The 10410-nt window shown below is 74.6% G+C and carries 13 protein-coding genes; 3 read left to right on the top strand and 10 right to left on the bottom strand.

What is annotated here, in order from left to right:
- Positions 1-113: 113 nt before the first annotated feature.
- Genes hisF through hisD form a run of 8 tightly spaced genes read right to left on the bottom strand, consistent with a single transcriptional unit; the run spans position 114 to position 5883 of the window.
- Positions 114-884, bottom strand: coding sequence for an imidazole glycerol phosphate synthase subunit HisF (hisF, locus tag ACFV0G_RS23745; RefSeq protein WP_380551343.1), 771 nt, complete (start codon positions 882-884; stop codon positions 114-116).
- Positions 881-1315 carry a RidA family protein gene (locus ACFV0G_RS23740; protein ID WP_380551340.1) on the bottom strand — a complete coding sequence of 145 codons (435 nt, stop codon included), beginning with the start codon at positions 1313-1315 and terminating at the stop codon, positions 881-883. The genes hisF and ACFV0G_RS23740 overlap by 4 nt, the downstream gene beginning before the upstream one ends.
- Positions 1312-2037, bottom strand: coding sequence for a bifunctional 1-(5-phosphoribosyl)-5-((5-phosphoribosylamino)methylideneamino)imidazole-4-carboxamide isomerase/phosphoribosylanthranilate isomerase PriA (gene priA, locus ACFV0G_RS23735; RefSeq protein WP_380551337.1), 726 nt, complete (start codon positions 2035-2037; stop codon positions 1312-1314). The genes ACFV0G_RS23740 and priA overlap by 4 nt, the downstream gene beginning before the upstream one ends.
- 25 nt (positions 2038-2062) lie before the next feature.
- Positions 2063-2698, bottom strand: a complete 636-nt coding sequence (gene hisH / locus ACFV0G_RS23730) for an imidazole glycerol phosphate synthase subunit HisH (protein WP_380551334.1) — start codon at positions 2696-2698, stop codon at positions 2063-2065.
- A 34-nt stretch (positions 2699-2732) separates the two neighbouring features.
- Complete coding sequence (locus ACFV0G_RS23725; RefSeq protein WP_380551331.1) at positions 2733-2885, bottom strand: hypothetical protein; 153 nt, start codon at positions 2883-2885, stop codon at positions 2733-2735.
- Entirely contained in the window at positions 2882-3475 is a 594-nt protein-coding gene (gene hisB, locus ACFV0G_RS23720; RefSeq protein ID WP_380551328.1) for an imidazoleglycerol-phosphate dehydratase HisB, read from the bottom strand. Before hisB ends, ACFV0G_RS23725 begins: the two co-directional genes overlap by 4 nt.
- A gap of 6 nt (positions 3476-3481) precedes the next feature.
- Positions 3482-4579: a histidinol-phosphate transaminase gene (locus ACFV0G_RS23715; protein ID WP_380551325.1), complete on the bottom strand. Its 1098-nt coding sequence runs from the start codon at positions 4577-4579 to the stop codon at positions 3482-3484.
- Positions 4576-5883: a histidinol dehydrogenase gene (hisD, locus tag ACFV0G_RS23710; protein ID WP_380551322.1), complete on the bottom strand. Its 1308-nt coding sequence runs from the start codon at positions 5881-5883 to the stop codon at positions 4576-4578. The genes ACFV0G_RS23715 and hisD overlap by 4 nt, the downstream gene beginning before the upstream one ends.
- Positions 5884-5976: 93 nt before the next feature.
- On the opposite strand from hisD, the gene ACFV0G_RS23705 reads away from it, so the two are divergent.
- From ACFV0G_RS23705 to ybaK, 3 genes are all read left to right on the top strand, one after another.
- Entirely contained in the window at positions 5977-7554 is a 1578-nt protein-coding gene (locus tag ACFV0G_RS23705) for an oxidoreductase (RefSeq protein WP_380551319.1), read from the top strand.
- A 96-nt stretch (positions 7555-7650) separates the two neighbouring features.
- Positions 7651-8379 (top strand): LON peptidase substrate-binding domain-containing protein, encoded by a 729-nt coding sequence (locus tag ACFV0G_RS23700; RefSeq protein ID WP_380551316.1) that lies wholly within the window; start codon positions 7651-7653, stop codon positions 8377-8379.
- A 26-nt stretch (positions 8380-8405) separates the two neighbouring features.
- Entirely contained in the window at positions 8406-8900 is a 495-nt protein-coding gene (ybaK, locus tag ACFV0G_RS23695) for a Cys-tRNA(Pro) deacylase (protein WP_380551314.1), read from the top strand.
- 15 nt (positions 8901-8915) lie between these two features.
- Here the strand turns inward: ybaK and ACFV0G_RS23690 are convergent, their stop codons facing one another.
- The gene (locus ACFV0G_RS23690) at positions 8916-9665 is read right to left on the bottom strand and encodes a hypothetical protein (protein ID WP_380551311.1); all 750 of its coding nucleotides are present in this window, start codon (positions 9663-9665) and stop codon (positions 8916-8918) included.
- A gap of 85 nt (positions 9666-9750) precedes the next feature.
- On the bottom strand, positions 9751-10410 hold a 660-nt coding region (locus ACFV0G_RS23685; protein ID WP_380551308.1), incomplete at its 5' end, for an ABC transporter permease.

The following is a 10410-nucleotide window of genomic DNA, read 5'->3' as shown; positions in this document are numbered from 1 at the left end:
TTTTTGGGGTTCTACCCCCGCGCTCGGTACTCGGGGGCGCGGGGCCGGGCGGGGCGGGGGGGGCCGGGGGGGGGGGGGGCCCGGGGCCGGAGGTGTCCGGTGCCGGCGGTCCGTCAGCGGACGGGGTGGCCGGTCTCCCGGAGGGCGTCCTTGACCTGGCCGATCGTCAGGTCGCCGAAGTGGAAGACGGAGGCGGCGAGCACCGCGTCGGCGCCTGCGTCCACAGCCGGGGCGAAGTCGTCGAGCTTGCCGGCACCGCCGGAGGCGATCACCGGGACGGACACCCGGGCGCGGACGGCCCGGATCATCTCCAGGTCGTAGCCGTCCTTGGTGCCGTCGGCGTCCATCGAGTTGAGCAGGATCTCGCCGGCGCCCAGTTCGGCGGCGCGGGCGGCCCATTCGACGGCGTCCAGGCCGGTGCCGCGGCGCCCGCCGTGGGTGGTGACCTCGAAGCCGGAGGCGGTGGGGGCGTCCTCGGGGGCGCGCCGGGCGTCCACCGACAGCACCAGCACCTGGCGGCCGAACCGCTCGGCGATCTCGCGGACGAGCTCGGGGCGGGCGATCGCCGCGGTGTTGACGCCGACCTTGTCGGCGCCGGCCCGCAGCAGCCGGTCGACGTCCTCGACGGTGCGCACGCCGCCACCGACGGTGAGCGGGATGAAGACCTGCTCGGCGGTGCGGCGCACCACGTCGTAGGTGGTCTCCCGGTCGCCGGACGAGGCGGTGATGTCCAGGAAGGTCAGCTCGTCGGCGCCCTGGGCGTCGTAGAGCTTGGCGAGCTCGACGGGGTCGCCGGCGTCGCGGAGGTTCTGGAAGTTGATGCCCTTGACGACCCGTCCGGCGTCGACGTCCAGACAGGGGATGACACGTACTGCGAGGGTCACTGCTTGCCTTCCAAGGAGGTTGCGAGTCCGGGACGGTAGGCCTCGACCTCGACCTCGACCATCATCCGGGAGTCGATCAGGCCCTGGACCACGACCATGGTCGCCACCGGGCGGATCACGTCGAAGAGCTTCTTGTGCGCCCGGCCGACCTCGTCGCAGTCCCGGACGTGGGTGATGAACATCCGGGTGCGGACGACGTCGGCCACGGAGAGTCCGAACTCGGCGAGGGCCTTGAAGGCGACCTCGAAGGCCGCGAGGGTCTGCGTGTACGGGTCGCCCTCGTGGTGGACCACGCCGCCCTCGAACGCGGTGGTGCCGGCGACGAGGACGGTGTCCCCGACCGCGACGGCCCGGGAGTACCCGAACTGGTCCTCCCAGGGGGAGAAACCGGACACTCGGTACGGACGTGGTGCGGCCGGGGTCTCGGTCATCGGGACACAGCCTCCAGGGCCTCTTCGAGGGTGAACTTCTGCTCGTAGAGCGCCTTGCCCACGATGGAGCCCTCGACACCCTGCGGTACCAGGGTGGCGATCGCCCGCAGGTCGTCCAGGGACGACACGCCGCCGGAGGCCACGACCGGCCGGTCGGTGGCGGCGCAGACGTTGCCCAGGAGCTCCAGGTTGGGGCCGGTGAGGGTGCCGTCGCGGTTGACGTCGGTGACGACGTAGCGGGCGCAGCCCTCGGCGTCGAGGCGGGCGAGCACCTCGTAGAGGTCGCCGCCCTCGCTGGTCCAGCCGCGGCCGCGCAGGGTGGTGCCGATCACGTCGAGGCCGACCGCGATCCGGTCGCCGTGCTCGGCGATGACCTTGGCGACCCAGTCGGGGCTCTCCAGGGCGGCGGTGCCGAGGTTGACGCGGGTGCAGCCGGTGGCGAGGGCGGCGGCGAGCGAGGCGTCGTCGCGGATGCCGCCGGAGAGCTCGACCTTGATGTCGAGGCGGCCGGTGACCTCGGCGACCAGGTCGCGGTTGTCGCCGGTGCCGAAGGCGGCGTCGAGGTCGACCAGGTGCAGCCACTCGGCGCCGGCGGCCTGCCAGGCGAGGGCGGCGGCGAGCGGCTCGCCGAAGGAGGTCTCGGTGCCGGAGGCGCCCTTGACCAGGCGGACGGCCTGGCCGTCGCGGACGTCGACGGCGGGGAGGAGTTCGAGGCGGCTCACGTGCGGGCTCTCCAGGCTCGGGGCTTCAGAGGGTGTTGACCCAGTTGGTCAGCAGGGCGGCGCCGGCGTCGCCGGACTTCTCGGGGTGGAACTGGGTGGCCCACAGCGGCCCGTTCTCCACCGCGGCGACGAACGGGTGTCCGTGGGTGGCCCAGGTGACCAGCGGGGCGTGCAGCCGGGCGCTGTGGACCTCCAGTTCCCAGCGGCGCACGCCGTAGGAGTGGACGAAGTAGAAGCGGGTGTCGGCGTCGAGGCCGGCGAACAGCCGGCTGCCCTCGGGGGCGTCGACGGTGTTCCAGCCCATGTGCGGGACGACGGGCGCGTCCAGCGGCTCGACGGTGCCGGGCCACTCGTCGCAGCCGGCGGTCTCCACGCCGTGCTCGACGCCGCGTTCGAAGAGGATCTGCATGCCGACGCAGATGCCGAGGACGGGCCGGCCGCCGGCCAGGCGGCGGCCGATGACCTGCTCGCCGCGGACGGCCCGCAGGCCGCGCATGCAGGCCTCGAAGGCGCCGACGCCGGGGACGAGCAGGCCGTCCGCGTCGAGGGCGGTCCGGAAGTCCGAGGTGACGGTGACGTTCGCGCCGGTGCGCTCGACGGCGCGCTGGGCGGAGCGGAGGTTGCCGGAGCCGTAGTCGAGGACGACGACGTTCTTGGCCATGAGGGGTGGGATCCAGTCTCTCGGGGTCGCCGGGCTACAGGCGCAGGACGCCGGCGCCCAGGCACATCACGGCGCCGATGGCGAGCACGGCGATGACGCCCTTGGGCAGCTTCTGCTTCCAGAACGAGATCACGCCGCCGGCCAGGAAGAGGCCGACGAAGATCAGTGCGACGGCGGACTTGCTCACAGTGCACCCTTGGTCGAGGGGAGGATGCCCACCGCGCGCGGGTCGCGCTCGGAGGCGTAGCGCAGCGCGCGGGCGAGCGCCTTGAACTGGCACTCCACGATGTGGTGCGCGTTGCGGCCGTACGGCACGTGGACGTGCAGGGCGATCTGCGCCTGCGCCACGAAGGACTCCAGGATGTGCCGGGTCATCGTGGTGTCGTAGCTGCCGATCATCGGCGCCATGGAATCCGGCTCGGTGTGCACCAGGTAGGGGCGGCCGGAGAGGTCGACGGTCACCTGGGCGAGCGACTCGTCCAGGGGGACGGTGCAGTTGCCGAAGCGGTAGATGCCGACCTTGTCGCCGAGCGCCTGCTTGAAGGCGGCGCCGAGCGCGAGGGCGGTGTCCTCGATGGTGTGGTGGGTGTCGATGTGCAGGTCGCCGTCGGTCTTGACCGTGAGGTCGAAGAGGCCGTGGCGGCCGAGCTGGTCGAGCATGTGGTCGTAGAACCCGACGCCCGTCGAGATCTCGGTCCTCCCGGTGCCGTCGAGGTCGATCTCGACGAGGACCGAGGTCTCCTTGGTGGTGCGTTCGACGCGGCCGATACGGGACATTCGGGGTTACAGCTCCTTGATCACGAGGCGGACGGCGTCCAGGAAGGCGTCGTTCTCGGCGGGGGTGCCGGCGGTGACGCGCAGCCACCCGGGGACGCCGTTGTCGCGGACTAGCACGCCGTGGTCGAGGATCGCCCGCCACACGGCGTGGGTGTCGGCGAAGCGGCCGAACTGGATGAAGTTGGCGTCGGAGTCGGTGACCTCCAGGCCGAGGCCGCGCAGCGCGTCGACCACGCGGTCCCGCTCGGCCTTGAGCTGCTCGACGTAGCCGAGCAGGGTGTCGGTGTGCTCCAGGCAGGCCAGTGCGGTGGCCTGGGTGACGGCCGACAGGTGGTACGGCAGGCGGACCAGCTGGACGGCGTCGACCACGGCGGGGTCGGCGGCGAGGTAGCCGAGCCGCAGGCCGGCCGCGCCGAACGCCTTGGACATCGTCCGGGAGACCACCAGGTTCGGGCGGCCCTCGATGAGCGGCAGCAGCGAGGCGCGGTGCGAGAACTCGACGTACGCCTCGTCGATCACCACCAGGCTCGGCCGGGCGGCCTGCGCGGCCTCGTACAGGGCGAGGACGGTGTCGGCGGCGACGGCGGTGCCGGTCGGGTTGTTCGGCGAGCAGATGAACACGACGTGCGGGCGGTGCTCGGCGATCGCGGCGCGGGCCGCGTCGAGGTCGATGGTGAAGTCCTCGTTGCGCGGGCCGGAGATCCAGCCGGTGCCGGTGCCGCGGGAGATCAGCGCGTGCATCGAGTACGAGGGCTCGAAGCCGAGCGCGGTGCGGCCGGGGCCGCCGAAGGTCTGCAGCAGCTGCTGGAGCACCTCGTTGGAGCCGTTGGCGGCCCAGACCTGCTGCCGGGTGACGGGGTGGCCGGTGGTGCGGGTGAGGTAGCCGGCCAGGCCCTCGCGCAGCTCGACGGCGTCCCGGTCCGGGTAGCGGTTGAGGTGGCGGGCGGCCTCGGCGACCCGCTCGGCGATCCGGGCGACCAGCGGCTCGGGCAGCGGGTACGGGTTCTCGTTGGTGTTCAGCTGGACGGGCACGTCGAGCTGCGGGGCGCCGTACGGGGACTGTCCGCGCAGCTCGTCGCGGATGGGGAGGTCGTCGATGTTCAAGAGCCGGGCACCGTCCAGTCGAAGCGGGCGCGAATGGCGTCGCCGTGACCGGGCAGGTCCTCGGCGTCGGCGAGGTTGACCACGTGCGCGGCGACGTCGGCGAGCGCCTCGCGGGAGTAGTCCACGACGTGGATGCCGCGCAGGAAGGACTGGACCGACAGGCCCGAGGAGTGGCAGGCGCAGCCGCCGGTGGGCAGCACGTGGTTGGAGCCGGCCGCGTAGTCGCCGAGCGAGACCGGTGCGTACGGGCCGATGAAGATCGCGCCGGCGTTGCGGACGCGGGCGGCGACCGCGCGGGCGTCGCGGGTCTGGATCTCCAGGTGCTCGGCGGCGTAGGCGTTGACGACGGCGAGGCCCTGCTCCAGGTCGTCGACCAGGACGATGCCGGACTGCCGGCCGGCGAGCGCGGTGGTGACCCGCTCGCGGTGCTTGGTGTTGGCGACCTGGGCCGCCAGTTCGGCCTCGACCGCGGCGGCGAGCTCCGGGGAGTCGGTGACCAGCACGGAGGCGGCCATCGGGTCGTGCTCGGCCTGGCTGATCAGGTCGGCGGCGACGTCCCGCGGGGAGGCGGTGTCGTCGGCGAGGATCGCGATCTCGGTCGGCCCGGCCTCGGCGTCGATGCCGATCCGGCCCTTGAGCAGGCGCTTGGCGGCGGCGACGTAGATGTTGCCGGGGCCGGTGACCAGGTTGACCGGGCGGCACTCCTCGGTGCCGTAGGCGAACATGGCGATCGCCTGGGCGCCGCCCGCGGCGTAGACCTCGGTGACGCCGAGCAGGGCGCAGGCCGCCAGGATCGTCGGGTGGACGGACCCCCCGAACTCCTTCTGCGGTGGGGAGGTGACGGCGATGCCGGGCACGCCGGCCTCCTGCGCGGGGACGACGTTCATCACCACGGAGGACGGGTAGACCGCGAGGCCGCCCGGCACGTAGAGGCCGACCCGGTCGACCGGCACCCAGCGCTCGCTGACCGTGCCGCCCGGCACCACCTCGGTGGTGTGGTCGGTGCGGCGCTGCTCGCGGTGGACGAGGCGGGCGCGGCGGATCGACTCCTCCAGTGCGGCGCGCACCTTCGGGTCGAGGGTCTCCAGGGCGGCGGTGATCCGCTCCTCGGGCACCCGGGTGGACTCCAGCTTCACGCCGTCGAACCGCTCGGTGATCTCGATCAGCGCCGCGACCCCGCGATGGCGTACGTCCTCGCAGATCGGCCGCACCTTCTCCAGGGCGGCCTCCACGTCGAACTCGGCACGGGGCAGCAGGTCGCGCGGGTCCGAGACGGAGCCGCGCAGGTCGATTCGAGAGATCACAGAGCCCAGTGTAAGGAGTGGCCGGAAACGGAGGCCGCGCATTTCAGTCCGTGATACGAAGGCCGAGACGGCCGGGGATCATCAGGGGGGACGATGGCGGAGCGGGCACCGGACGGCTGGACGGCCCCGGAGCAGCGGCTGTGGGAGGCCTTCCGGCACGGCGACCTGCTCGACCTGCGCACCGGCAAGGCGGAGGACGACGACCCCGCGGCCTCCGGCGACTGGGGCGCGGACCGGACGGTGCGCGCCGAGGTGCTCGCCCGGCTGCTGGTGTCGGGCCCCGACCCGGCCCCAGGCCGCGTCGCGGCGCTCAAGCTGAGCGGCGCGCACGTCACCGGCCGGCTGCTGCTGGCCGGCGCGAACATCGCCCACTACATCGAGCTGCACGGCTGCCGCTTCGACCGGTCGGTGTGGCTCTCCGAGGCACGGGCCGGCACGATCCGCATGATCGGCTGCCTGATGCCCCGGCTGGAGGCGTCCCGGCTGTCCGCCGACGGCGACGTGCACCTCGCCCGCTGCGTCGTACCGCAGGGCGTGCGGCTCACCGACGCCCGGATCGGCACCGACCTGCTGCTCAACCAGGCCGTGCTGGGCGGCGACCGGCACCAGCGGGCGCTCTCCGCCGACGGGCTCACCGTGCACCAGGACCTGGAGGCCGAACGGGTCGAGGTGTACGGCGAGTTCGGGCTGCGCGCCGGCCGGATCGGGGGCCGGCTGTCGCTGCGCGGCGCGCAGCTGCGGATGGACGAGCCGGGCCGCAACTGCCTGAACCTGGCCCGCACGACGGTCGGCAACACGCTGTACCTCACCGGTTCGATGGACGCCGGCTGGACGTCGTCGTGCACCGACTACGGCTACGGCTACGGCGTGCCGAGCACGCCGGACACCCCGGTGACCCCGTTCCGGGCCCGCGGCGGGGTGCGGCTGGTCGACGCCAGGTTCGAGCAGGCCTGCCTGATCCACGACGCCGAGTTCCGCCTCGCCGGGCAGGAGCTGTCACTGCGGCGCATCCAGACGCCGGAGCTGCGGTTCGCCTGCCGGACGCCGCCCGACGGGCAGGTGTCGCTGTCCCGGGCCCGGGTCGGCAACCTGGTCGACACCCCGCAGGCCTGGCCCGGCGCGGGCCTGGTGCGGATGACCGGCTTCGTCTACGAGTCGCTGCGGCCCGCGGCGCCCTTCGGGGTCGCGGAGCGGATCGCCTGGCTGGAGGACTCGCTCGGCGAGTACCAGCCCGAGCCGTACGAGCAGCTCGCCGCGGCGCTGCGCCGCGACGGCCGCGACGAGGACGCCCGCGAGGTGCTGTACGCCAAGCAGCGCCGGCGGCGGGGCGCGCTCCCGGCGCACGCGCGGCTGTGGGGGCTGCTGCAGGACGTCACGGTCGGCTACGGCTACCGGCCCGGCCGGGCCGCGCTCTGGCTGCTGCTGGCCTGGCTGCTGGGCACGGCGTACTTCACCGAGCACCCGCCGCCGCCGCTGAAGGCCGACGAGGCGCCGACCTGGAACGCGCCGCTGTACGTGCTGAGCCGGCTGCTGCCGGTGGTCGACCTCGGGCAGGACGGCTGGAACCCGGGGCACACCGGCCAGTACGTCGTCGCCGCGCTGGTGCTGACCGGCTGGGTGCTGGCCACCACGGTCGTCACCGGCGCCACCCGGCTGCTGCAGCGCGGCTGACCTGCGGGCCGCACCCGTGCCGCGGACGGCGGCGCGGCCCGCCGCACCGCGAAACGCCCGGGCGCGCGGGGCGCCCGGGCAACTACGCTGTGCGCCGTGACAGAACGGCTCCCGCTCTTCCCGCTCAACACGGTCCTGTACCCGGGGCTGGTGATGCCCCTGCACGTCTTCGAGGAGCGCTACCGCCGTCTGGTCGCCGACCTGCTCGCCCAACCCGAGGACCGGCCGCGCCGGTTCGGCGTGCTCGCCATCCGGGACGGGCGCGAGGTCGCCCCCGTCCGGGAGAGCGAGGGCCCGGCCGGGCCGCTGGACGGCCTGGGCACGGTCACCGGCGACCCGCTGGAGGCGATGTACCACGTCGGCTGCGTCGCGGACGTCACCAGCGCCCGCGAGCAGGCCGACGGCCGGTACGAGCTGCTGATCACCGGCACCACGCGGTTCCGGCTGGACTCGATCGACGCCTCCGGCCCGTACCTGGTCGGCGAGACCGAGGAGCTGGCGGAGGAGTCCGGCACCGGGGCGGGCGCGCTCGCCGCGGTGGTGGAGCGCGCGTTCCGCACCTACCGGCGGCGCCTCGCCGGGGCGAGGGAGGCCACCCTGGCCGGCGACCAGGAGCTGCCGCACGACCCGCAGGTGCTCTCCTACCTGGTCGCGGCGGCGGCGATGCTGCCCGCGCCGGTCAAGCAGGAGCTGCTGGCCATCCCGGACACCGCGCAGCGCCTGACCGCCGAGCTGGAGCTGCTGCACCGGGAGACCGCGCTGCTGGCGTGGCTGCCCTCGCTGCCGGCGATCGACCTGACCCGCCAGGCGTTCAGCCCGAACTGACACGCATCCGATCCGGAAGGCCGCCGATGGCGAAGAAGACGAAGAAGGGCGGCCAGGGCACCCCGGCCACGGTCGCCCTGGAGGCGGCGGGCGTGGCGTTCACCGTGCACGCCTACGACCACGACCCGGCGGCCGGCTCGTACGGCGGAGAGGCCGCCGCCGTCCTCGGCATCCCCGCGGAGCGGGTGTTCAAGACGCTGGTCGCGGACGTGGACGGCGCGCTGACCGTCGGCGTCGTCCCGGTCTCCGGGCAGCTCGACCTCAAGGCGCTGGCCGCGGCGGTGGGCGGCAAGCGCGCGGCGATGGCCGATCCGGCCGCGGCCGAGCGCAGCAGCGGCTACGTCCTGGGCGGGATCTCGCCGCTCGGCCAGCGCAGGGCGCTGCCGACCGTCCTGGACGAGAGCGCGCTCGGCCACCCGACGGTCTTCGTGTCGGCCGGCCGGCGCGGTCTGGAGGTCGAGCTCGCGCCGGGCGACCTGGTCGCGCTGACCGGCGCGCGGACGGCCGCGATCGGGCGCTGACGGCGCGCCGGCCGGTCAGCGGCCGGGGCCGTCCGCCTCGGGAGCGGCGGGGCCGGCGGGCGGCAGCGCTGGGCCGGTCCCCCGGTCGGGGCCGGTCACCCGGTCGCCGTGGTCGTACCCGAGGTCGTGGCCGGGGCCGATCGGGCCGGCCCAGTACGGCGGCGGGTCCTCCTCGCGCTTGCCGAAGGCGGCGGACAGCACCAGCAGCACCACCATCGCGGTGATCGGCCAGACCAGCAGGGCGCCGTGCGCGCCGAGCTCCAGCGGGGCCGAGAAGCGGCCGCCCTCGCCGAGCTGCCGGGCCCGCCCGACCAGGTCCGAGGTCGGGCCGAGCCGGACGCCGAGCTGCCAGCCGATCAGCGAGCCGGCCACCCCGCCGACCGCCAGGCCGGCGGCGACCGCGATCCCGCCGCCGCGCCTCCGGGTGAGCAGGAAGGCCGCCAGCGCGCTGAACAGCCCCGCGCCGAACGCCAGCAGGGCGAAGACGGAGTCCGCACCGGCCCGCTGCTCGCCCTCCGGGTCGGCGTACAGCAGTTGGTCGCCCTTGACGATCAGGCCGACCTGCGGCGCCAGCCAGAGCCAGAGCAGTCCGAGCACCACCCCGAGCAGCGCGCCGCCGACCGCGGTGAGCGCGCCGACCCGCAGCTCCGGCAGGAGCGGGGCCTTCGGCCGCTTCGGCAGGTCGGGCAGCGGCGGCGGGGCGAACGGGTCGTGCGCGGCGGCCGGCTCGGCGCCCGGACCCGGAGGTGTGTTCGGTACGGTCACGGGCTCATCGTTTCACGAGAGGGCGGGCGCGGTCCGATCATCCCCCGCCCGGCGGCGGCCGGCCCGGGGTGCGGGCGGCGGCGGGTCAGCGGGTGGCCCGCCGGTAGGCCCAGGTCGCCGCGGTGAGCGAGCAGAGCCCGACGCCCGCGCAGACCGCCAGGTCGCCGAGGACCGCCGCCCAGTCGGGCGACGCGGTGAACGTGCGGGCGAACGCCTCCACGCCGTAGGTGGAGGGCAGCAGGTCGCGCAGCAGCCGCACCGCGGACGGCAGGTGGGTCACCGGCAGCACCCCGAGCAGCAGCGCGGCGGACATGCCGAGCTGGCCGAGCAGGGTGGCGATCTCCTGGCGGGGCGCGAGCAGCCCGCAGGCCGCGCCGAGCCCGGAGAGCGCGGCGCCGGCCAGCGGGACCACGGCCAGCAGCACCCACAGGTGGGCGGCCGGCAGGTCGAAGAGCCAGGCGCCCGCGGCGGCGGTCACCAGGGTGCCGGGCAGCGTGAAGGAGGCGTAGGCGCCGGCCGCGCCGAGCACGACGGCGGCCGGCGGCACCGGGAGCGTCGCGTAGTGGTCGAGGCCGCCGGTGGCGCGCAGCCGGCCGAAGTACTGGGCGAGCAGGTTGAGCGCGACGAAGGCGACCACCAGCACCGCCGAGCCGGCCACCACGGCGTGGGGGGGCGGGGGGGTGGGCGGGGGGGCCGTCCCCACGCCAAAAAACCACAAAGCGCGGGAGAGGGAGAGCGACCCCCA

Source organism: Kitasatospora sp. NPDC059571 (genome assembly GCF_042735675.1).
GTDB lineage: Bacteria > Actinomycetota > Actinomycetes > Streptomycetales > Streptomycetaceae > Kitasatospora.
The sequence above is the reverse complement of the archived record's forward strand: the minus strand, read 5'-3'. Positions and strand labels throughout refer to the sequence as shown.

Bases quoted from the DNA above. Each gene is read 5' to 3' on its own strand.
- ACFV0G_RS23740 (WP_380551340.1), bottom strand. From the start codon at position 1,315: ATGACCGAGACCCCGGCCGCACCACGTCCGTACCGAGTGTCCGGTTTC.
- hisH (WP_380551334.1), bottom strand. From the start codon at position 2,698: ATGGCCAAGAACGTCGTCGTCCTCGACTACGGCTCCGGCAACCTCCGC.
- hisB (WP_380551328.1), bottom strand. From the start codon at position 3,475: ATGTCCCGTATCGGCCGCGTCGAACGCACCACCAAGGAGACCTCGGTC.
- ACFV0G_RS23705 (WP_380551319.1), top strand. From the start codon at position 5,977: ATGGCGGAGCGGGCACCGGACGGCTGGACGGCCCCGGAGCAGCGGCTG.
- ybaK (WP_380551314.1), top strand. From the start codon at position 8,406: ATGGCGAAGAAGACGAAGAAGGGCGGCCAGGGCACCCCGGCCACGGTC.